The 22,196-nt window shown below is 45.8% G+C and carries 19 protein-coding genes and 2 pseudogenes; 12 read left to right on the top strand and 9 right to left on the bottom strand.

Annotated elements, in window-relative coordinates; all coding sequences use genetic code 11:
- Positions 1-95: 95 nt before the first annotated feature.
- Entirely contained in the window at positions 96-1,070 is a 975-nt protein-coding gene (locus tag LX99_RS14250) for a S41 family peptidase (RefSeq protein ID WP_109608500.1), read from the bottom strand.
- Between the two features lie 131 nt (positions 1,071-1,201).
- On the opposite strand from LX99_RS14250, the gene LX99_RS14255 reads away from it, so the two are divergent.
- From LX99_RS14255 to LX99_RS14280, 9 genes and pseudogenes are all read left to right on the top strand, one after another.
- Positions 1,202-1,987 (top strand): helix-turn-helix transcriptional regulator, encoded by a 786-nt coding sequence (locus tag LX99_RS14255; protein ID WP_109608501.1) that lies wholly within the window; start codon positions 1,202-1,204, stop codon positions 1,985-1,987.
- Positions 1,988-2,044: 57 nt separating this feature from the next.
- The gene (locus LX99_RS14260; RefSeq protein ID WP_109608502.1) at positions 2,045-3,211 is read left to right on the top strand and encodes a serine hydrolase domain-containing protein; all 1,167 of its coding nucleotides are present in this window, start codon (positions 2,045-2,047) and stop codon (positions 3,209-3,211) included.
- A gap of 160 nt (positions 3,212-3,371) precedes the next feature.
- Positions 3,372-4,883 carry a serine hydrolase domain-containing protein gene (locus LX99_RS14265; RefSeq protein WP_109608503.1) on the top strand — a complete coding sequence of 504 codons (1,512 nt, stop codon included), beginning with the start codon at positions 3,372-3,374 and terminating at the stop codon, positions 4,881-4,883.
- A complete protein-coding gene (locus LX99_RS25670; protein ID WP_170122702.1) occupies positions 4,883-5,050 on the top strand; it encodes a hypothetical protein in 168 nt (55 codons plus the stop codon). Before LX99_RS14265 ends, LX99_RS25670 begins: the two co-directional genes overlap by 1 nt.
- Before the next feature lie 172 nt (positions 5,051-5,222).
- Positions 5,223-6,131, top strand: coding sequence for a serine hydrolase domain-containing protein (locus LX99_RS14270; protein ID WP_170122703.1), 909 nt, complete (start codon positions 5,223-5,225; stop codon positions 6,129-6,131).
- A gap of 166 nt (positions 6,132-6,297) precedes the next feature.
- Positions 6,298-6,588 (top strand): hypothetical protein, encoded by a 291-nt coding sequence (locus LX99_RS26080; protein WP_245927920.1) that lies wholly within the window; start codon positions 6,298-6,300, stop codon positions 6,586-6,588.
- A gap of 78 nt (positions 6,589-6,666) precedes the next feature.
- A complete protein-coding gene (locus LX99_RS26085) occupies positions 6,667-7,047 on the top strand; it encodes a DDE-type integrase/transposase/recombinase (RefSeq protein WP_245927921.1) in 381 nt (126 codons plus the stop codon).
- Between the two features lie 175 nt (positions 7,048-7,222).
- Positions 7,223-7,831, top strand: coding sequence for a Mu transposase domain-containing protein (locus tag LX99_RS26090; protein ID WP_245927922.1), 609 nt, complete (start codon positions 7,223-7,225; stop codon positions 7,829-7,831).
- Positions 7,832-7,905: 74 nt separating this feature from the next.
- Positions 7,906-8,352: pseudogene (locus tag LX99_RS14280) on the top strand (ATP-binding protein); the annotation flags it as partial.
- A gap of 101 nt (positions 8,353-8,453) precedes the next feature.
- On the opposite strand, the gene LX99_RS26095 reads toward LX99_RS14280, so the two are convergent.
- The 4 genes from LX99_RS26095 to LX99_RS14295 form a co-directional block, all read right to left on the bottom strand.
- On the bottom strand, positions 8,454-8,822 hold the full coding sequence (locus tag LX99_RS26095) for a hypothetical protein (RefSeq protein WP_245927923.1): 369 nt from the start codon (positions 8,820-8,822) through the stop codon (positions 8,454-8,456).
- 144 nt (positions 8,823-8,966) lie between these two features.
- Positions 8,967-10,406, bottom strand: a complete 1,440-nt coding sequence (locus LX99_RS14285; protein ID WP_245927924.1) for a SusC/RagA family TonB-linked outer membrane protein — start codon at positions 10,404-10,406, stop codon at positions 8,967-8,969.
- Between the two features lie 187 nt (positions 10,407-10,593).
- Positions 10,594-11,742, bottom strand: coding sequence for a FecR family protein (locus LX99_RS14290; RefSeq protein WP_109608506.1), 1,149 nt, complete (start codon positions 11,740-11,742; stop codon positions 10,594-10,596).
- A gap of 209 nt (positions 11,743-11,951) precedes the next feature.
- Complete coding sequence (locus LX99_RS14295; protein ID WP_109608507.1) at positions 11,952-12,542, bottom strand: RNA polymerase sigma-70 factor; 591 nt, start codon at positions 12,540-12,542, stop codon at positions 11,952-11,954.
- 720 nt (positions 12,543-13,262) lie between these two features.
- Here LX99_RS14295 and LX99_RS14300 point away from each other — a divergent pair.
- Positions 13,263-16,805: an ABC transporter permease gene (locus tag LX99_RS14300; protein WP_170122704.1), complete on the top strand. Its 3,543-nt coding sequence runs from the start codon at positions 13,263-13,265 to the stop codon at positions 16,803-16,805.
- A 222-nt stretch (positions 16,806-17,027) separates the two neighbouring features.
- On the opposite strand, the gene LX99_RS14305 is transcribed toward LX99_RS14300, so the two are convergent.
- The 4 genes and pseudogenes from LX99_RS14305 to LX99_RS14320 all read right to left on the bottom strand — a co-directional run.
- On the bottom strand, positions 17,028-17,267 hold the full coding sequence (locus LX99_RS14305; protein ID WP_146203128.1) for a hypothetical protein: 240 nt from the start codon (positions 17,265-17,267) through the stop codon (positions 17,028-17,030).
- 303 nt (positions 17,268-17,570) lie between these two features.
- Positions 17,571-20,027, bottom strand: a complete 2,457-nt coding sequence (locus LX99_RS14310) for a TonB-dependent receptor domain-containing protein (protein WP_109608510.1) — start codon at positions 20,025-20,027, stop codon at positions 17,571-17,573.
- Between the two features lie 74 nt (positions 20,028-20,101).
- Complete coding sequence (locus LX99_RS14315; protein WP_109608511.1) at positions 20,102-20,905, bottom strand: AraC family transcriptional regulator; 804 nt, start codon at positions 20,903-20,905, stop codon at positions 20,102-20,104.
- A gap of 69 nt (positions 20,906-20,974) precedes the next feature.
- A pseudogene (locus LX99_RS14320) lies at positions 20,975-21,160 on the bottom strand (helix-turn-helix domain-containing protein); the annotation flags it as partial.
- 72 nt (positions 21,161-21,232) lie between these two features.
- On the opposite strand from LX99_RS14320, the gene LX99_RS14325 reads away from it, so the two are divergent.
- Together LX99_RS14325 and LX99_RS14330 are read left to right on the top strand one after the other, a co-directional pair.
- Positions 21,233-21,634, top strand: a complete 402-nt coding sequence (locus LX99_RS14325) for a DUF1634 domain-containing protein (RefSeq protein ID WP_109608512.1) — start codon at positions 21,233-21,235, stop codon at positions 21,632-21,634.
- Between the two features lie 230 nt (positions 21,635-21,864).
- Positions 21,865-22,143: a transposase gene (locus tag LX99_RS14330; RefSeq protein ID WP_211319023.1), complete on the top strand. Its 279-nt coding sequence runs from the start codon at positions 21,865-21,867 to the stop codon at positions 22,141-22,143.
- Positions 22,144-22,196 lie beyond the last annotated feature (53 nt).

Genomic DNA, 22,196 nt, shown 5'->3' on the forward strand with positions numbered 1-22,196 from the left:
ATCCTCATGCTGTTGGACGATGCTGCTGTTACCCGGCATTCAGGTTGCGCTGGTCCAGGGAAAACCTTGGATCACCGAGACCTTTATATCATTATTTATTCATTGAGCAGCCACCTTTTCACGAACGCTATGGTCTCGGGTTCCTTTAGCGCTTTGTCGGGATTAAAGTTCGGCTTAATACCGTTTTGATAGATCTTCTTAGTCCTGTCCGCAGCATAATCGGTTGCCAAAAACAACTGGCTGCCATCGCTGAAGCTATAGGTTGTATTTACGGTGGTATAACCCGCGGTCTGCTCGCCAAAGGAGGCGGTCCGTGGGAACCCTAAAAGCGCAATGGCCAGCATCTCACCGCTGCTCCCGGTTTGATGACCGAGGAGCACCGCGATTTTTTTGTGAGGATTACGGACGATATATTTTTGAGTTTGTAAAGTAGAATAATTGATCTGGCCATTGGTAATATTCAAGGGTATGAATTTTCCTTTTGCGGGGTTGTAATTATAGCCGACCAAACCTTCGCCAATAATTGGCGCCAGGCCAGCGAGCATTGGCCAGCGGTTACCGCCCCGGTTATCTCTGAGATCAATGATCCAGCTCTCTGTCCCGTTTTCGACCAGTGCGGTGATCTTTTCGATCAGCGTATTGGCGAATTGCAGGTCTTTTTGGCTATCGAAGGTCATACAGGAAGGAATTTTAAGATAGCCTACGTGATCACCCAAATACGCCCCCGAGGGTAATGCTGCCTGCTCATGCTCCTGGTCAATGGCCGATAACACGCGGGCAGACAAGAACAAAGAATGCAGATCCCCGGCTTTTCTTAGCGCGCCGGTAAATACTTCAAACACCTTTTGCTTATCTTGCAAATGATCGCCGGTATAATTCAAGCCGGCAAGTTCCTGATCCAGCTCTTGCCGGCGGATAAGGTCTTTTACCAAGCTTTCTTTATAGATAACCTTTTTGATCTCCCTTATCAATTTACGGGTCTCTTTGCCCGCGCGGCTTTCCTGCGCTTTAGCAATGCCACAAAAGATAATGGTAGCGATAAAAGCTAAAAGTAGTTTCTTGTATTTCATCTGGTAGTCTTTTTTTCAGCAAGACCGAACAAAATGTATTTTGGTTGCACAAAAATACATTTTCAATATTCGACAAGCTGTAGCCGTCGCTTTGTTTAATAATAACATCCTCAAATGATCGTTTCATAACCGTGACCGACAATACTATAGCTTTAACCGCAGGCCAATATTCAGGCCGGATAGATCAAACGACGGCCCTTGACGGCCTGATCACGACGATCACCAATTATTCCGCCGGCGATTGTTTTCAGGACTTTCATTATCATGAACATGCCGTGATCAGTTTTGTACTGGAGGGCGGAAACAGGGAAAGCAGGAAAAACGGTAGTTTTGAACGAAAACCCGGTGATATTGCTTTTTTCGCGCCCGGTGAATGGCACCGGACGATCCCGGGCGCACCATCGTGCAGGAATATCAACCTCGAAATCCCGGAACATTTTTTAAAGTCCTATGACCTGAGCACCTTGCATATCGCGGATCACAGATCAACGATACTGCATATCGTCAGCGACATGCGCAGCGGTGTTCCCTCAGCGGGAACCCCGATCATAATGTCGGTGCTTGACTTGCTTAGTGGCGCGGGAGATACCTATACCGGCAAAAAGCCATTATGGGCCAAAAGGCTGGAGGAGATCTTGCAGGACGAATGGAACAGGAATTTCACACTGCGTGAACTGTCAGCGGCGCTGCAGGTACATCCCGTGACCATATCGAAGAACTTTGCGACTTATTTTGGGATGTCTTTCGGCGAATACCTGCGTAAGGTCCGGATCGAACGCAGCCTGGCTTTGCTGAAGGACACGGATATGCCCTTAGTTGCCGTCGCTTTTCAATGCGGCTTCGCCGATCAGAGTCATTTTATCCGGAATTTTAAGCAGTTTACCGGCTTCCTGCCCAGTCATTTCCGCAAAATTTAGGCTAATATTGTTCTATTTTTTTAATCAACCCGTCTTTAGTTTTGCAAACAAAAAGACATGCGTTTTTCAAGAATAACGTCGCTTTGGCTCCTGGCTTTAGGCGGCATCATTTCCGGCTGTGGCAAAAATGAGCTGCAGGCCCAGGTCCTCAAAAAACACGCGCCCGTCACGGCTGAGGCGATCTCATTTGTCGCAGCAGATTATCAGCATAACCGACCGCTAACCGGACCGCTAAAAGATTCCCTGGATGCCACCATCAGCCGTTTGTTCCCGGTTAACCGGATGCCGGGTATCACCGCAGCGATGCTGATGCCCGGTAAAGGCCTCTGGCAAACCACGACGGGTTTCCTATCTCAGCCGGACCGGCAAAAAGCAGACAGCTCCAGTGTGTTCTACTGGGCAAGCGTGACCAAGCTGATCACAGCCACGATAATCGACCAGTTAGTGCTGGAAGGGAAATTAAGCTACGATGATAAGCTGGCAAAATGGTTCCCGCAGTTTGAACAGGCAAAGGCGATCAGTATTGGCCAATTGCTGGATCATACCAGCGGACTGGCTAGTTTTAATACGGAACCCGCCATCTTCAAAAAAGAAAAGCATTATACGCCCGAGGACCTGATCCATATTGCCTTGCAGCAAAAGAATCTGTTCCCACCCGGGAAATACTGGTCCTATAGCAATACAGGCTACCTGTTATTGGCCATGATCATCCGGCAGGTGGACAACCGCAGTTATGCGGAAGCGGTACGGCAGCGCATTGCCGTTCCCCTGCATTTATCCTCGTTAAGAGTATTAACAGACGCAAACATGCCGGCTGGTCTTGCAAAAGGTCATAACGCCGACGGATCGGCGGTTAATGAGGATTATTCCGTACCGCTGGGCGCGGGCGATATCGTATCCAATGCCCAAGACATGGCCACATTTTTACTGGCACTGCTGAATGGCGCGGTCATTCCCAAAGCGACCGTTACCTCCCGATTGCAAGACCTGTACCCCATGCCCGATAAAGGCATGTTTTACGGAAAGGGCATCATGTTGACCGACTTTGCGGAGATCACCGGGCAGCCGGACCAGTGGGTCGGCCATACGGGCGGCACCGAAACCTACCGCGCTTTGCTGATCTATGATGTGAAGACCAAAATCTTTCTGGCAGTCTCTGTGAATGCCCATGTATCGGTCGAGGCGATCAGCCGTAAATTATTAAGTGTAGCTGCCCAACAGTAAGGAAATCGTGCTATTCGTTTTGCGCATAACCGAACGTAGCGTTCGATAACGCACGTTTTTGTTTTCAGGAAAATGCCGAAAATGTGCGTTTAGGCGTCGTAGGGGCAATTTTTAGCTATGGCACGGCGCTTGTTTGCGCTTTGCTTTATTTCTAGAGTTTATGAGATCATTAAAGTTCGCGCTGGTCGCCTGTTTTCTACTGAGTAATGTTTCCCTGTTCGCGCAAAAGGCGCAGCAACTGGATAGCCTGTTCAACGTATTGGATACGGCACGGCGATTCAACGGCAATGTGCTGGTGGCGCAGGGCGACCGGGTGGTGTACGCGCGCCCGGTGGGCTATGCGCAAATGGATACCCATAAGAAGCATACGCTCCGGTCCGCCTTCCAGATCGGCTCGGTATCCAAAACGTTTACCGCTTTAGCGATCCTCCAGCTCGCCGAAAAAGACAGGTTGCGGCTGGATGACCCGGTAACGCGTTTCCTCCCGGACCTTCCTTACCATACCCTGACCATCAGGCACCTGCTGAGCCATACTTCGGGCTTGCCGGATAAGGAGGAATTGTTCTTCCCGTTGATCGAGGCGGACACCGGTTTGCGGGTCAGCAACCGGATGATCGTTCCGGCTCTGGTCAGCTCGAACAAGCCCCTGGCCTTTGCCCCGGGAAGCCAGTGGCGGTACAACAATATCGGCTTTGCCTTACTGGCGCTGGTGGTGGAAAAGGTAAGCGGCGAATCGTTCGCGGTTTATCTGCAAAAGCACGTCTTTGTTCCGGCGGGCATGAAGGATAGTTATCTATTGGGAAGCCGGATAAATGATACCAACCGGGTGACCGGGTACCTGGTCCGTCATCATTATCTGAGTGATCTGGAAAGCATTGAAAAGAGTAAGAAAGTGAGGCGCTGGAGTTACAATATGCGCGACCTTTATGGCCCGACGAATGTGGTGAGTACGGCAGCTGACCTGCTGAAGTTCGCGCTGGCACTGGATAACTACAAGTTATTGGACAGCACATTAACCGAAGCGGCTTTCACGCCTTACCGCTTAAGCGATGGGAAAGCGGCGATGCCGGATGGGGAGTTCGGGCGCGCGGCCTATGGCCTGGGCTGGTTCCTGCCGGTCAGCGATCTCGGTAAAATGGTGATGCATACGGGACGTGAACCAGGCTTTTTTACATTCTTCTGGCATGACCGGAAAAGCCATAAGACGCTGATCCTGCTGGACAATGCGGAAAGCCCGGGGTTCGGGGAGGCGTGTAAGGAGACCTTCAATATCGTTTACCGGACCATGTTTTTTGCACCCGAACCGCCGCGCCCGCGATCGCTATTCCTCCCGTATGTGCGGATATTGTTAAAAGAAGGCGCAGATGCGGCGGCAACGTTTTTTGATCTGCACAAGGGGGATACCACGCATTATTTCACGGATGAGCGGGAGTTGAACGAGCTGGGTCTGGAACTGTTGGCTGACCGGCACAAGGAGGCCGCCCTGGAAGCGCTGAAGTTAGGTACTTTGCTCTACCCGCAAAGCTGGAATACGTATGATAGCTACGGTAAAGCCTTGCTGCAAAGCGGGAGGCGAAAAGATGCCATTGCTATGTACCGGAAGTCGGTCGAGATGTTCCCGGGAAACCTGCCGGGGAAGAAGATCCTGGAGGACCTGACGGCGGGTAAGTAGTGTCTATCACCGGCCTCACCAGTATGCTGGCCCATAACTTGTCCACGGGGCAGGCGTTGCTCATGATCGATAATACCGGCAGCACCGCTATTTTTGACTGTAAATTGCGGTTGTTCCTGCTTGTTGCTACCGGAAATATCCAACAGGCGAATCAAACTAATATTTAACTCTTGTAACTGTTATGAACTGACGGTGTCTTTAGCTTATGAAACGATCAATTTGCTTTATTGTATTTGTGTGACGATCACCACCACCTTTGCACAGCAAGCAGAAGTGCGCCGGATCGATTCGGTTATGCAATTAGCGCACTAGCGAGGCGTCTTTAACGGGAATATCCTTGTGGCCTGGAAAGGCAAAATTATTTATGAAAAGGGCTTAGGCTACGCGGATGGCACGAAAACCACACCGCTGAGCCTTTCGATGAAGTTCGATGTCGGCTCGATCAGTAAAGAATTCAATGGTGCGGGCATTTTATGGCTTCAGGAACGCGGTAAATTGTCGCTGGAGGACAGCCTCGCCAAATTCTTTCCGCAGTTCCCGGCCTGGGCCAAAACGGTCAAGGTCAGGCACCTGATCAATTATACCAGCGGTATCCCGGTATTGGGCCCAGCGGCCGACAGCACGGACGCGCTGGTCTACCAAAGTTTACGCAAATTACCGGCCTTAGCCGCGCAGCCAGGCGCGGTATATATTTACAATCATGCTAACGTTGTGCTGCAGCGGCTGATCATCGAAAAAGTGAGCGGGTTAAGCTATGCGGCATTCATCACGAAGAACCTGTTGCAGCCGGCGGGGATGAAAGCGACTTTAGTGGACTACCCGGTCAATGCAGCGGGAATGGCGAAGGCCTTTGACGAAGCAGGTGATCCTACCTACCATCCGCAAGGGGGCAAAGGCTGGGTAAGGCTGCCGGTACATGACCTCCATAATTGGACCAGGGCCTTGCACAGTGGTAAGATCCTCAGCGAAAGCTCACTTAAACTTTTAGCGGCAAGTTTTCCGGGTGGCGAAAGCAGCCTGGGTACAACGGGTTACGAAGGCGACCGGTTGATCTGGCACCAGCACCAGGGTTCTAACTTTAATTATGAAGCCGCCTTTTATACCAATATGCCGGAAGAGATTACGATCGTGATGATGACCAATAACCAGCAAATGAAAGTCTGGCCGATCAAAACCACCATCCTGAACATCCTGCACCAACAGCTTTTTGCGGTGCCCAAAAAGTCGTTTTACTGGAGAATTCGCTGATATTGACCACCAGATTCCGGCGTAAACTGACCACCGATTCCGCGGTAAATTGACCACCAGATTCCGGCGTAAACTGACCACCCCGAACGAGCCGCTAATGCTGTAGAAGCAGCCATATTTTTGGAGGTTTTAACACCTGCCAATTATGGCCAATACTACGATAAGCATGAGTAAGATAAGACAGATCCTAAGGATGTACAGCCAGGGCCGCAGCAAGCTATCGATATCGGCCCAGACCGGCGTATCACGCAATACCGCAAAGAAGTACCTTGTTGCCTACGATGCCAGCGGCTTTACATTCGAAGAGATCAATACCCTTAATGACAAGGAACTGGAGGACTTCTTTGGCAAGAGCAATGAACGTGCTCCGGATAAACGCATGCCTGCCTTGCAGCGCTGTTTTCCTCAGATAGATAAAGAGCTAAAGCGGGTCGGTATGAACCGCCGCATCCTGTGAGAAGCCTATATTAAAGAGTTCCCTGACGGGTTCAAGTATACCCAGTTCTGCTTTCTTTATAACCAGTGGAACGCCCGTGTGAACCCTACGATGCACCTGGATCATAAAGCCGGGGATAAGCTGTATGTGGACTTTGCCGGTGAAAAGCTAAGCATAACGGACAAGGATACCGGTGAGGTCCTCGAGGCCGAGGTGTTCGTTGCTACCCTTGGTGCCAGCCAGCTAACTTACGTAGAAGCTGTGCTGAGCCAGCAGAAAGAGGACTTTATCGCAGCCTGTGAGAATGCCCTGCACTTTTATGGCGGCGTACCTGCTGCCATCGTTCCCGACAACCTGAAGGCCGCTGTTACCAAAAGCAACCGCTATGAACCAACGCTGAACGAGACCTTTGCTGACTTTGCCGACCATTACGGAACGACCAGTGCCTTACCAGCGAGGGCGTACCGCCCTCGCTGGTAAGGCACTGGTAGAAGGTGCTGTTAAGATCGTTTACAGCCGTATCTACGCGCCTTTGCGTAAAGAGGTCTATCACACCCTTGCCGAGCTGAACATAGCGATCAAAGTCGCTTTAGAGGCGCATAATAGCCAGCCGCTCAGAGGCCGTAATTACAGCCGGCGACTACAGTTCGAGGAGGTGGAACGCCAAGCGCTTGCACCCTTACCGGCATTACGTTATGAGTTCAAACGGCAGCACCAGGCTACTGTAATGAAGAATGGTCACGTATGCCTGGGCATCGACAAGCACTATTACAGCGTACCGTACCGCTTTATCGGCAGGAAGGTCAAACTGCTGTATTCCCGCACCAACGTCGAGGTCTATTACCACTATGAGCGCATTGCCATGCACAGGCGTATAAAAAGTCCTTACAGCTATACTACGGAAAAAGATCACCTGGCTTCGACCCACCGCTTTATGACCGAATGGACACCCGATAAGTTCCTGGAATGGGCGGCATCCATTCATGAGGATGTGAGGCTTTACATCCTGAAGATACTGGACCGGAAGCAACACCCGGAACAAGCTTACCGCTCCTGTATCGGTATTCTCAGCCTGGCGCGCAAGGCAGGTAACGAAAGGCTGGCCAGCGCCTGCAGGCGTGCACTCGGTTACGGCGTATACAACTACAAGACCATACAGCAGATACTGGAGAACAAGATGGACAGCTACGAGGATAGCTTATTTGCTGACGAACTGCCTATGCCCAGCCATGATAATATACGGGGAGAGAACTACTATAAATAACCATTAATGAACAAGTCGATATGAACACGAACACCTTAGACAAACTTCGCAAGCTGAAGTTCTTTGGCATGTACCATGCAGGTATCGGCAAAAGCTATATTGCTTCTGCTATCGGACACCAGGCCTGCATATTAGGTTACAGGGTGTTCTATGCCAGTACGCCCAAACTCTTTGCCAAACTGAAGATGGCCAAGGCGGATGGTTCCTACATGAAGGAAGTTGCCCGACTGGAACGTCAGCAACTGCTGATCCTGGATGACTTCGGTATACAGCCTTTTGATGCGCAAAGCAGAGCTGCATTAATGGAGATCATTGAGGATAGGCACGGTAAAACCTCCCTGATCATTACCTCGCAACTGCCGGTCAGTAAATGGCATGAGGTTATTGGTGAAAAGACGATCGCTGATGCTATCCTCGACCGTATCGTGCATGATGCGCACCGCATGGAACTAAAGGGTGAGTCCATGAGAAAACGACGACCCGCCGAACCTGAAAAAAGCTATCTGGAAAATTATCTTTAAATAATTACTTTTGACAACGCTTCTACAGCGTTCGCTGCGCTCGTTCGCCAGCACTTTAGGTGGTCAATTTGCCACGGAATCACCTGGTCAACTTCTCCGTATTATACATACCGGGGAAGGAAAGAGGTACTGCCAGGTTTTTGGTTAAGCCAGGTTAAGGTGTAGGTGTTGTTGGTTTTGTTATAGCTGCCAACATTGTAGTAAAATGGCTTGTAAGCCAGGTTCGAATCGAAGTACGAATACCGGTTGGTACTGAAGATACCGTGGAAGTTTAATCCGTTAGTGATGAAATTTAATCCCTGGTTTAGTTCTATCTGCGCCAGTACACGTGATTCGGACGAAGTTTTATGTCCTCTCAACAACAGGGCATAAGGGTTGTTATAAGGCACTCCCTGATCGGCCGGGGCACCAAACAAAATATGTTTGGTATCGCGGTTGGCAGAATCGGCAGGGAAATAGGCCGGGAACAACACCGGACTGGTATGCAGCGCGATTTTATAAACATCAGAATTAAAGGAGCCATCTGCTGTTAACGGGCCGCTATAATCGCTGAAAGTTCCCGAAAAGCGCAGTATAGCTTCGGTGGTTTTGGTAAGGTTTAGGTTTACGTTCGATCACAACTGGTAGTTGGTGAACTTAATATTATTGCTGTTATTATTGGCAGCATCCTCGGCAAGGTTACCATGATCAACATTGTATGATCCGCCAACGTAGTAACGGGCAAAAGGCGTACCGCCGCTTACACTCAGGTTACCGCGCTGGGTGTTGGTACGCTTCTTCAACAACAAACCAAGCCAATCAACCGCGGGATATACGTAGGGGTTATAACCCAGACCTTTGGCTATTGTATTTTCTGTGTTGATGATCTTATCCGGATCAAAAGGGGTTGGCTGGTAAGGGTCGCGAGATAAGGTTGCCTCGTTAAAAAGCTTCATATAGGTGATAGGATCAGCTATTTTAAGCGACCGGGTATTTTGTGACACGGAGTTTTCGGCACGGAAGCTGATCTGGGGTTTACCGATTTTACCCTGTTTGGTAGCCACCAGGATTACACCGTTGGCACCACGGGCACCGTACAAGGCAGTAGCGCTGGCATCTTTCAGGATAGAAAAGCTGGCGATGTCGTCAACCTGTAAACGGGCCAGATCGTTGGTGGTAAGCTCAATGTTATCGATCAGGATCAAAGGATCAACTTTATAACCGAAGGTAGTTACCCCCCTGATAAAGAACTGCGCGTTATCCTGACCCGGCTGACCTGTACCCTGGAAAGCGATAATACCCGCAGCCTGGCCCGCCAGCGCGGTGGTTAAATTACTTGCCGGAATCTTTAATTCTGCAGGCTTTATAGTTGTTACCGAACCGACTATAGCTTCCTTACGTTCTTTTTTTCCATAGGCGGTAACCACAACCTCATCGGCCTGCTTTATGTCTTCGAGCAGCACAACATTAAATAATTTATTATCAGCTGATACGGTAAAGGTTTGCGCTACAAAACCGATGAACGATACCCGGATAACCGAGCCGCTTTTTACATCGAGGATAAACTTACCGTTGTTATCGGTAACTGTGCCCCGCTTAGGGTCGTCAACCACGGTAATGCTTACACCCGGCAGGGTTGTACCTTTACTATCTTTTACAGTTCCGGTTACAGTGATATCGGCAATTACCTCGGCGGGGGCATCGTTTTTTGCACCGGGGTATTCTTTAATGATCACCGATTTGCCATCAATAGTATAAGTTAGGTTTGTGCTTTTAAGGCTGATTTTCAAAGCGTCCTCCAGAGGAGTATTTTGAAAATTCACGTCTATCTTAGGCGTGTTCCTGATACTTTTTGCCGACCAGAAAAGATTGTAGCCTGTTTGCTTGTTTATTTCATTGAATACTTGTTTTAGCGTTACATCATTCTGTTTATAAGTGATCTTTTGCGAAAAGACCGCCGCACTTGCCTGCATAAAAGCGAGGAAAAGTATAAACGTGGTTAGCTTCATGATGAGCAGAAATTTCTTAGGGTAGCACGAATGCGTACAAATGTTTGCAGTAAAAATTTTATACATTTGTTAAAGGCTGTTTTAAGTTGAAATGTGACGACAATTACATTCGGATTTTAAAAAGCTGATTGAGCAGGGGCATCGGAAGTGCCTCTGTTCTGCTTTTTATAAACCACTGATCTGCTTTAGGCTACGGGGATTGGTAAGTTTTTCTCATATCTTTTAATCTGGTTTAATTTGGTTTATCGGGTGGTTACTTTTTCTTACTCACGGTTATGGTATTGCCCTGAATGTTAAAGCGGGCATCGCCGGTTTGCTCAATCATTTTTAACAAGGTATCGATGCTGGCAAAACGGGTGGTCACGGCGCCAAAAGTTTCGTTACGCAGGCTCTGATCGGCAAAAACTACATCTACATTATACCAGCGCGATACGCTGCGCATAATATTCTCCAGTTTCTCATCATCAAAATTGAAGTAGCCGTTTTTCCAGGCAACAGCCTCTTCGGTGTTTACCTCGCTTATATCAAGTGTATTACTCAGCTTAGCCTGCTCACCCGGATTTAAAATTGCGATCCTGTTGGCAGCCGTTACCTTAACCCTACCCTGCAACAGGGTGGTTTTTGTAGTGGCGTCATCAGCATAAGCGTTTACATCGAAATGGGTTCCCAAAACCTCAACCGTTTGGCGGTTGGTTACCACCCTGAAAGGCAATTCTTTATTATGGCTCACCTCAAAATAAGCCTCGCCCGCTAATTCAACCCTACGCTCGTTGCGGTTGGCGAAACTTACCGGGAATTTTAAAGACGAGTATGCGTTAAGCCAAACCCTCGATCCATCTGGTAAAACCACCTGGTATTGGCCGCCTTTTGGTGTTTCGATCGTATTGAAGGCGTTAAGGTTGTTAGTTGAAGATGCGCCGGGCAGGTTTTCGCGGCCGGTTATGGTGTATACCAATTGGCCGTTGGCGGCTTTGGTAACTTTAATGCCGTTTTGATCGGCTATTTGTCCGTTTCCGGCATCGGTAAGCGAGATCTTACTGCCATTGGCTAAGGTTAAAATAGCTTTATTGCCGCCCGGAAGGATATTTGACTGTTTATTTTGATGAAGAAAGCGTCCATGATCAGTAGTGAGCATGCGGGTAACGAACATACCGGCTACCCCCAATATCAATACCACTGATGCAGCTGCTACCCAACGGTATATCGGTTTCGTTTTAGCAGGCTTGGTTTCCTGGTTAAGGCGCGCCAGCATGGCCTCTCCTACCGCATCCTCATCTTCGGGAAATTCGGCATCCTGATGGGCTTTTCCCCTGTACCAGCGATTTAATGCTTCTATTTCCGCTTCAGAAGCAGTTCCATCACCGTACTTTCTGATAAGGTCATTTATTTCCTGCAGGTTCATGTTATAATTGGTTTATATATACATGTACGCTGAGAAAGGTTTTACCCCACACGGAAAATAAAAAAATTTAAATTATCTGATAAAAAGCAGGACAGAAAAAATGAGAACAGTAACACACGCTATGTAAAACCAGCGCGGCTGCATAAAATGTCGGGTATTGGGTTAAAGAGGACGGCAAACTACCTATTGAATTCCGAATTTTTTAAAGGCTATTTGCGCAGCGAATCAAGAATTTGTAACACTAACAGCAGCGAGATCCCGTGGTTTTTAAGTTCGCAACGAATAATTTTCAGCGCCCTGGTGAGGGTATTTTCGACACCTTTTTCCGAGATATTGATGAGTTCGGCTATTTCTGAGTTTTTAAGTCCCTGGGTCCGGCTGCATTTAAACACCAGGCGGCATCTTTCAGGCATTTCTTCTACAATACCATTGATGAATTCTTCCAGGAACCTCGCATCAAGTTTCTCTTCATCCAGGGAGATGTCGTTAAATAAATAATTCTCTTTTGCAAGTTCCGAACGGCGTTGTTCTTTCTGGTAGTATTTAAAAACCTGAAATTTGATAGCTGTGGCAAGAAATGCCGGAAGGTTTTCGATATGCAGTTCGTTGCACCGTTGCCATAAATTAACGAATACCTCCTGTACAATATCTTTGGCTATTCCGTTATCCTGACTATGGTTCCACGCAATCAGCAGCATCTTTTTCCAATACCTTTGATAGATCTCGTTAAAGGCTTTATGATCATGTTGCCTCAGCAAATCCGCCAGTTCCCGGTCATCATAATTAGCGTACTGTGCCATCAAATTACTTAGTTAAATATAGCCGCGACTGACTTCATGGATTCAACAACTTGTGACGCAACAATTATAAAAAGGCATTTGGGCAACACAAAATTTAATTTAGGGTGGTGTTTTAATTTAAAATAATTGGCAAAGATTAAACACAAAGGATTGGTTTAAATCTTGCACAAGGATAAGAATTAAAAATCTATAATAAAAACTTAAATTTTTTGAGAAAAAGTAGAATACGTGTAATAACTATATTTTATGTGTTCGCATTCCTTCATCTTGCAGCAGACAATAGCGATATACAATAGAACGCTTTGAAAGGTATCTTATAACTTCAGATCTCGGTCAAAGCTCTAAATTAGCCTGTAAACGCAAATCACATAGAAAATAGTTCGAAATGTTGAGAAAATGGATCCCTTTTTAGTCAAGTTGTGAATTTTACTGTCAGCTTTTTTTATTTCTTCGTTTCAGATAAAGGTGTAGTGCTTAAGGAATGCTTCTGACTAAAACCCTCCCATGCTTTAATCAATATCCTATTTAAATTTGTATCAACATTTTATTAGGTTTGAGAAAGCGACAAGTACCTAAACTCAAAGAATGCCTTTTATACTCCATTTTACCTTTTATGACATTGCGTTTTTGGGAGCTGTATTCATTAGCCTAACGCTATCACTATTTCTATGGATCACCCCTAAGGAGAATCAGGCTGCAAACCGTTGGCTAGCCATCCTGATGACAGTTGTTGCTTTGTGGATAATCAGGGTTTTGGCGGGTGATATCGGTCTGATCAAATATATTCCGTGCTGGAACCATCTGCCATTCCGGTTTTCAATCACTTTTGGCCCCTTCATCTACTTTTACGTACGCCAGATAACCCAGCCGAAGTATATCTTCCGTCGTAAGGACCTGTTGCACTTTATCCCTTTGTTGCCGGAACTGACATCTCAAATATTTACTGTAACATTAAAAATAAAAGTGGTTGCAGCTATTTCCCACAAATTCAATTCAGCATTACAGTTATTCGCATTCCTGTCGGTTGCTACCTATTTATATTTGTGTCATGCGAAGATCGTTCGTTTTTACCAGGAAAAACAGTTCCGTGCGGGCGACCGCTGTCGCAATGAGTTTTTATGGCTGGATCACCTGCTTGCCGGGCTCGCTGTAGCGTGGCTATTATGGATTCCATTTACCGCTGTCGACTATTTTTATTATCGTTATGAATTAAACGTACAGCATTATTATCCTTTGTACCTTCTGTTGATATCCATGATCATTTGGATGGCCGGAAAGAGTCATCTAAAAGCAGGAACTTTTGACGCGGCTGATATTAATATAAAGCCATTACTACCTTCAGATCTGAAGCAAAAAGGTTCCTGGTTAAAACTGCAGGTAAAGGAGAAGCGATACTACCGGGATGCAGAATTAAGCCTGGCCTCGCTCGCCGAAAAACTCGGAATGCATACGCATGAAGTTTCCCGAGTCATTAATACGGTTTTCAAAAAAAGCTTCAATGATTTTATTAATGAATACCGTGTGCGTGAAATCGCACTAAAAATGCAGGATCCCTCTTATGATCATATCACGCTGCTTGGCCTGGCGTATGAATCGGGCTTTAATTCGCAAAGTAGCTTTCATCGTATTTTTAAGCAATTTACAGGCAAAACCCCTCTTGAATATAAAAATCATCTTCAAAAAGTTCTCCCAACTTATAATTTAAGAGGTTTTAGCCAACCTATGCCGCTAATATTGAACCATGCAAACCCTCCGGGGTGGGCACGTGAAACATTAACCGGCAACATTATGGTAAAAAATTATTTTAAAATTGCATTCCGCGGATTTTGGAAACACAAGCTGTTTACACTGATAAATATTATCGGTTTATCCATTGGTATAAGCGCTTCCCTGGCTATTTACTTTATTGTACACCACGATTTTACGTTTGATAAATTTCACAAAGACAGCGACCGGATTTACCGCGTTGTGATGAACATGTCGTTTCAGGGGCATAAAAATTATTCAAGTGGCGTATTTGGCCCACTGGCAGGGGCAATTAAAAGCGAGGCCACAGGAATAGAGGAAATTACGCCTGTGTATTCACTATGGCCTCGTTTTGTTTATATCGACAAAGATAAAAATGCACAAAAGCGGTTTAAAGACCAGGACAGGATAACACTTGCCGATCAGCAATATTTTAAAATTTTTAATTATGTATGGCTTGCCGGCTCATCGCAACACGCGCTTGATGCACCCGGCCAGGTGGTATTAACTTCCCAACAAGCCAGGCTTTACTTCCCCTCGTTATCCTATCACGACATGATTGGTAAAGTAATCACCTACGATACCCTTAAAACAACCGTTAGCGGGATAGTTGAAACGTTTACCCAAAATAGCGACTTTACCTTTCATGACTTTATTTCCTTTAGTACCGCTACAACTAATAAACAATTAGCTGATGACCTGCACATAAACAACTGGGGCAGAATATCCGGGGCGGCGGAGATTTTTATAAAGCTGGCACCCGGCGTTCCTGCACCCGGGGTTGTTAAACAGATCAATACCATTTTCAAAAAAAATGATGTGCCGCCTATCGATCAAAAAATGCCTGTGCCAACTATAAACCTGGCCTTGCAACCATTAGATGATATCCACTTCAATCCCGACTACAATATTTTTAATTTTTCGTTGCCGACCAGCAAAACAACACTTTACGGATTATCAGCCAGTGCTATTTTTTTATTGTTGCTGGCATGTATCAATTATGTGAATTTAACAACTGCCCAGTCTGCCCAAAGAGCAAAGGAAATCGGGATACTCAAAACTCTGGGCAGTAGCCGGATACAATTGGTAGCTCAGTTTTTAGGAGAAACATTTTTTATAACATTGTTTGCAGTTTGCATATCGATGTTGCTTGCGCCGCTTATTTTAAAAATGTTTGCGGATGTTATATCTCCTGATATTCACGCCAATATGCTAAGGCCGGACGTACTGCTTTTCCTGCTAATTTTAACCATTGTGATAAGTATTTTGTCGGGCTTTTATCCCGCAATGGTGTTATCAGGTTACAAGCCGGCAATGGCGCTAAAAAACCAGGTGCAGGGCAATAGCAGTAAAACACGGAGCGCGTGGCTCCGTAAGTCGCTTACGGTTTCGCAGTTTGTTGTAGCCCAGTTTTTTATGATGGCTACCATTTTGGTTAGCAGGCAAATTTATTACGCCTTACATAAAAACCTCGGGTTTAAAAAGGATGCCATTCTGCTTATTAACACACCCTGGGAAACAAGTAAGATCAGCACCAACCAGGTACTGCTAAATGAATTTAGGTTGATGCCGCAGGTTGCCCTTGTAGGTTTGGGCAATGACGCACCTTCGTCTGATGCATTTAACAGAACCCGGATGACTTACAACGATGGAAAAAAACAAATTACAACAGAAGAAATAATAGTTAAATCAGGAGATGAGAATTACATCAAAATATACCAGATAAAGTTGCTTGCCGGCAGAAACATAACCGAAGCCGATACGGGGAAAGCCATCATCATTAACAATACGTACGCTAAATTATTAGGGTTTACCAAACCAAATGAAGCTATCGGAAAGCAGTTGGATTGGTTTGGTGGCCGAAAGGTTAGTATTATTGGCGTTGTTGCCGATTTTAATCAGCGGTCGCTCCATTCCAACATTTATCCATCCATCCTAACATCTGGCAGTCCAATCCCCCAGCCAATGAGAACCTTACACGTTAGCTTGAAACCTGAAACTACAGGCGGTAAGGAATGGAAAACCGCCATTGAAAATATGGGCGAGGCCTTGAAGAAGGCTTATCCGGATGATGATTTTGATTGCCATTTTTACGACGAAACGATAGCACGGTTTTACGACGAAGAGCAACATACCTCAACCCTGCTTAGCTGGGCAACAGGCTTCTCCATATTGATTAGTTGCCTCGGGCTGTTAGGACTTGCCATTTATACTACCAACCAACGAACAAAGGAAATCGGCATACGCAAAGTATTTGGTGCCAGTGTTGCACAAATAGTAATTCTGCTATCAACCGAACTGGTATCGCTTATTTTACTTGCTTTTATCATAGTAACGCCAATTGCATGGTATGCCGTAAATAAATGGCTGGAAAACTTTGCTGATCATGTAGCTATCAGTTGGTGGATATTTGTTATCAGCGGTGCAGGAATGCTGCTAACAGGGTTATTCACCTTAAGTTTCCGAACCATTAGTGCTGGTATGGCTGCTCCGGTGAAGAGTTTGCGAAATGAGTAATTCGCATCGGCTGGCCCGCACGGTACCGTTAAGTATTGCTCATTGGCATTTAAGATAAAATAAACAGTATTCAGCCAGAGGGTTAAAGCATCTTCCGTCAATTTTATAAAAAACAGGACCCGCTATAAACATTCGCTCGTTGCTTAAATCAATCGCAAATACAGATAAAATTACCGATTAAAAAAATCTTAAATGGCCCGGCATAACGCCGGGCTATTCCTATTACATTTTGCCGGGGCCTTCTTTTTTGTCCATCTTATCATTAGACATTTTATCCATCTTTTTAGATTTCTTCTCCATCTGATGATCCATTTTAGACACCTTTAATTTCTTGGCCATCTTGTGATCCATTTTAGACATTTTGTTTGTGTCGGCAACAGCAGTAATGGTCTTTGCTTCAGCAGCAACGGTTAAACAGGCCACTACAGCGGCAACCGATAAAATTGATTTTAAGTTTTTCATTTTTTTGTCTTTGGTTATTAACCTTGTTTTCACTTTTAGTCGTAAAAAACCAACGGACCTTACATAAAATAAAAAATTTATTTACTCAGCTTTTCTTTGATCTTCTATTGCAGTTTTTTCGCAGTTGTCGGTCTGCACAAATTCCCGACCTTTTCTGTGCAATTGAGGTTATAGGCAGCGTTTGCTGTAATGAACTTAAATTCTTTGCTCCCCCCATCAAAGAACTTCATCCATATGCTGCCCGACACTATGAATTTCCCATTGCCATTTTTTTATAGCAACAGCGGGCACTTCAGGAAATCTTTAGAATTCCCGGTCGTTCAGTTCACTCTTGGGTAGTTTTAGCTTACTGGTAAACCGGTTTAAATTAAAACTTAAATTGACCATGAAAATATTGGTTTCGTATATATAATTGGTTGTTGTATAAAAGTCAGCCCCCGATGTGGTGATGCGTTGTTTGGCTGCATTGAAAATGCCCATGTTTTGCCAGAGCAGGGATGCGGCGAAACGGCCGTTCATAAAAGTTTTCTTCACCGAGGTATTGGGAATAAAGTACTGCGAATCTTCGCCCTGCGCGGTTGGCCGTTTGGATAAATAATTGATATTGACCTGCGCGCTCCAAGTTTGGGTGATCTGGAAGGTAGTATTAGCATTTAAAGTGTAAGCCCAGCGTTGGTTGTTCACAGTAACCGCCTTATTCAATATTTTTATATCACCGCTGATATGATAGTTAAATGCATTAGCGCCGGCATACACCGACCACCATTTGGTGAGTTGCAGGTTTGTTCCGGCCTCCACCCCTAATTGTTTGGCCGTACCGGCATTGGTATACACCCGGTTAAGGATAGTATCGGCATATACGCTGTTCAGACGTTGTATCGGGTTTTTAATATACTGATAATAAGCGGTTGCGAAGAAACTACCTGCTTTAAAACTGTGATTGATACCCAATTCTACCTGATCAATAAATTCCGGCAGGAGATCGGGATCGCCTTCTTCCAAAGTTTCCGAATGTTCGCGTTCAGGGATGGGGTTCAGTTCCAGGTTAGTGGCGCGGTTGATCCGTTTGCTATAATCAGCTTTGAGCTTCCAGTTATTGTTGAGGCTGTATTGTAGTAACGCTGAAGGAAAAAGATTAGAGAGATTTAACCGGTGACGGTTAGGATCGTATGAAAGATCGACCGCGCGCGTGGCGTATTCATAACGAAGCCCGCCGTTATATTCCCATTGATCATTTTTACCGGAATACTGGGTATACACAGCGTTGATTACATTTTTTGCGTGCAGGCTGCCCTGGAATTTATCAGCATCCGGCTGCGAAGTTGGCGGCGTTACGAGATAATCGAACCGACCGTCTTGTGTATCATACCGTAACTGGTAACCACTCTCCAATTTTCCTTTGCCCAATGGCAGGCTGTGATCCAATTTAAAGCGATAACCGCTAATTGGGCGTTTATACGGGTTATACACATATTGAATGGTATCAGCCGTATTAGGATAATGCAGGTTACGGTTTTTGGTATTACCATACAGGTCTGCATGTTCATAAACGAACCCTGCAACCAACGTTGATTTATCTGTAAAGGTGTGGGTATAATCAAAGTTAGCTAAAGCGAAACTTCCCTCTTTGGTTTGGGTATTGGCATTATAATAGGTGGTGCCCTTCAACAATAGGTTAGTGCTTAGGCTCAACGTGGCGTTGTGATATAATAAATCTGCTTCGCGATCCTGGTAACGTCGGCCAATGAATAAGCCGCCCGAAAAGACGTTAGCGGGATCGGGTGTAAAGTTAATCGTCGCCCGCGCAGCGTAATTATATTTTTTAAAACTTCGTTCACCAACGGATGGAAAACGGGTGATTGTGCCCGAAACGATGTTTTCGGTGTAGGCATCACCCTCGCGGTACCCGGCGTTATCGTTACGATTATAGTTTCCGCCGATCGACATGTCCCATTTATTTTTGCGGTAATTCAAGGTAACATCCCCGCCAAAGCGTACAGGCTGGCGCGAATTGCCGTGGTCGTCCACACTCGGCATACCGCACTGCGCATTGATCGCGAGGGTTAGCCCGTCTGTCGCACCTTTTTTGGTAATGATATTCAGGATGCCGCCACGGCCATCGGGATCGTATTTGGCCGATGGCGAAGTTACTACTTCTATATTCTCTACGGCGTTGGCCGGAAGTTGGGTTAAAACGGTTTGGGCGTCGGTAACAACAGGCTTGCCATTGATGAGTACAAGAAACTTTTCTGAGCCGCGCATACTGATATTACCTTCGCCGTTTACTGATACCGAGGGCAGGTTTTTGATTACATCAATAGCTGAACCACCTTTAGCAGCCTCAAACTGGCCGGCCCGATAAACCTGCTTATCGATCTTGTTAACGGCATTTACCTGCCGCCCTTTAATATTAACCTCATTCAAAAGTTTGGCCGCAGGATGTAAAACAAGTTCACCTAAATCAAGTTGTCGGCCTTCGCTCAGCTGCAAGTCGGTTCTTACCATGTTTTGATACCCGATAAAGGCGATCTTTAACCGATACCAGCCTGCGGGAAGCCCGGACAATTCAAAACTACCGTTACCTTTGCTAACGGTGCCTGCAACCAAACCGGAATCAGCCATTTTGAATACGGCAGCGCTGGCGTATTCTACAGGTTGACGGGTTTGGCTATCTATAATGCGGCCTTTGATAACCGCCGTTTGTGCAAAAAGAGTAAAGCAATTAAAAGCCAGAAACAGCGAAAGGAGAGTTTTTTTCATCGATCAAGCAGTTACGCAAAACTACCACTCGCTTAGTTTTTACTGCGGTAAAAACACTGCATATTACGGTATATTCAGCGTTTAGCAACCAGCAACTCCCGGTATGCGCCCGGGGTAAGATTGGTAGCTCCCTTAAAAAACTTAACGAAATGGGATGTATCATTAAAATGAAGCACATGCGCTATTTCCTTGATCGGCTGCCCGGTGGCAGAAAGCAGCGTTTTAGCTTCCAGCAGGAGTCGCTCACTAATCATCATCGAGGGTGTCTTTCCCGCAGCCTCCCGGCACACCATATTCAGTTGTTGATTGCTCACCTTTAATTGTTCTGCATAATCCTGAACGTTCATCGATCCCGGCGTGGCTGTGTTCAAAATACTTTTAAACTGATAATACAACGCGTTGACAGGCGGTTTGGACAGCTGCCTTGCAAGCGCCGCTGTTTTTTGCAGCAGTACCCGTAAATACCCCGATAGTATTGTCAAATTGGCTTTTGGCTTTCGGTATTCATCATTAAACAAATTCAGTAACGGCAAATAGGTGTCATCCCCGGCCAGGTCTATAACAGTATTTAAGCTGTAACTAATAGCTAACAGGTCGGCCCCAAGAAACTCTTCTTTAAACAGGATCACAAAGCCTTTGGGTATACGGTTAAAATCCCAGCAATGGGTTTGCCCTGGTTTCAAAAAGAAAATAACCGGTGGATTAACCTCGTAGGTCTGGTCATCTATCAAATGCGTACCGGCACCATCACTAAGTACAATCAACTCAAAATATCCCGCGTGCTTATGCGGCAAAGTGGGTTTAATCACCTCCTTGAAAGGACTTATCTTAAGTAACTCTGTACTGCCTATTTTAGATTTCGATTGTATACCGGACATCACTGCGCTAAAAATAGCGATAAATTATGCATCGCCCAATATCTGTGCTTCATTTGTCCCAGACCGGCCTTAGTTAAACGATTGCCTGAACGCCAACGGTGATAAGCTGGTTTTCGTTTTAAACAGCTTACTGAAGGATTGTTAATGTTCAAAGCCCAGCTCATAAGCGATCTCGCTGACACTGAGGTTGGTGGTGGAAAGTTTTTCCTTGACCAGTTCAATCAGTTGATGGTGCAGGTGCTGCTGCATATTTTTTGCGCGGCCATCGTATTTGTAGCCGCCGAAATGATCTATAATGGATTTCAACACAAATTTTAATTAAACAAAATGGACATCAAGAATAAAACCAACTCCCTGGCCGACCGCGATATTGAATTGCTTGTTGCCCGTTTGCCGCGTGCCGGTGTAATAACCGCGAGTTGTATTGTACTGATCGGCGGCATCGTGTTTCTTATGAGGCATGGCTCGGCACCAATGCCGTCCTATCATCATTTTAATGGCGAGAATATGGATTACACTACCTTCGGTGGTATTATTTCGAACACCTGGCAGCTCAACCCCAAAGGAATTATTCAATTCGGGGTAATGGTGCTGATTGCAACGCCTGTTTTACGGATAGCGTTATCATTGTTCGGCTTCGGGTTAGAAAAAGATTGGCTTTATGTAGCCATCACTACCATTGTGCTTTGCGTAATGCTGTTCAGCACCATAGGCGGATTGAAGGTGTAAAGTAGTTTGATCAGGATAGCTTAAGCAATTGATCTGCGTTTTCATACGCTATTTTGGCTTTATTCTGGTCGGATAACCCGCGTTTCGTTTAAAAAAGGCTATGCCCATTTAGTTAGTGCTGAAAGGATAATCCCACGAATTTATGGTTGCTGTTATCGGTGAAACAGTTAAGTCTAAAAATAACTGAACAGCGGAGTTAGGCGAACGAATGGCCTTGGCAATTGAAAGAAATGCTAAGCAGTATTAAAGTGATCATAGCTGACGGCGGGTACCGCGGCGAGATCATCGAACAGGTAAAGAAGAGACTTGGTTTTCTTATTCAGATAGTTATGCGTTCAGATGATAAGAAAACCAAATTTACGCCTGTCCATAAAAGATGGGTGCTCGAAAGAACATTTGCCTGGTTCGACGATGACAGAAGGCTATGCAGGAACTATGAGCTCTTGCTTGAGTCTTCCGAAAACATGGTCAAACTTGCCGCTATAAAATTATTATTGAACAAAATTTAAACAGGCTCTAAGTTTTTATTATCTGACAATCGCAAACGCACTTATTGCGTTAT

It is taken from the genome of Mucilaginibacter oryzae (genome assembly GCF_003148845.1).
Lineage (GTDB): Bacteria > Bacteroidota > Bacteroidia > Sphingobacteriales > Sphingobacteriaceae > Mucilaginibacter > Mucilaginibacter oryzae.

Coding starts and splice junctions, on each gene's coding strand:
- LX99_RS14305 (WP_146203128.1), bottom strand. CDS start 17,267: ATGAAAAACTTAAAATCAATTTTATCGGTTGCCGCTGTAGTGGCCTGT.
- LX99_RS26080 (WP_245927920.1), top strand. CDS start 6,298: ATGAGTAAGATAAGACAGATCCTAAGGATGTACAGCCAGGGCCGCAGC.
- LX99_RS14295 (WP_109608507.1), bottom strand. CDS start 12,542: ATGGCACAGTACGCTAATTATGATGACCGGGAACTGGCGGATTTGCTG.
- LX99_RS14330 (WP_211319023.1), top strand. CDS start 21,865: ATGCTAAGCAGTATTAAAGTGATCATAGCTGACGGCGGGTACCGCGGC.
- LX99_RS14315 (WP_109608511.1), bottom strand. CDS start 20,905: ATGTCCGGTATACAATCGAAATCTAAAATAGGCAGTACAGAGTTACTT.
- LX99_RS14310 (WP_109608510.1), bottom strand. CDS start 20,027: ATGAAAAAAACTCTCCTTTCGCTGTTTCTGGCTTTTAATTGCTTTACT.
- LX99_RS14325 (WP_109608512.1), top strand. CDS start 21,233: ATGGACATCAAGAATAAAACCAACTCCCTGGCCGACCGCGATATTGAA.
- LX99_RS14285 (WP_245927924.1), bottom strand. CDS start 10,406: ATGTATAAAATTTTTACTGCAAACATTTGTACGCATTCGTGCTACCCT.
- LX99_RS14300 (WP_170122704.1), top strand. CDS start 13,263: ATGACAGTTGTTGCTTTGTGGATAATCAGGGTTTTGGCGGGTGATATC.
- LX99_RS14260 (WP_109608502.1), top strand. CDS start 2,045: ATGCGTTTTTCAAGAATAACGTCGCTTTGGCTCCTGGCTTTAGGCGGC.
- LX99_RS14290 (WP_109608506.1), bottom strand. CDS start 11,742: ATGAACCTGCAGGAAATAAATGACCTTATCAGAAAGTACGGTGATGGA.
- LX99_RS14250 (WP_109608500.1), bottom strand. CDS start 1,070: ATGAAATACAAGAAACTACTTTTAGCTTTTATCGCTACCATTATCTTT.
- LX99_RS14265 (WP_109608503.1), top strand. CDS start 3,372: ATGAGATCATTAAAGTTCGCGCTGGTCGCCTGTTTTCTACTGAGTAAT.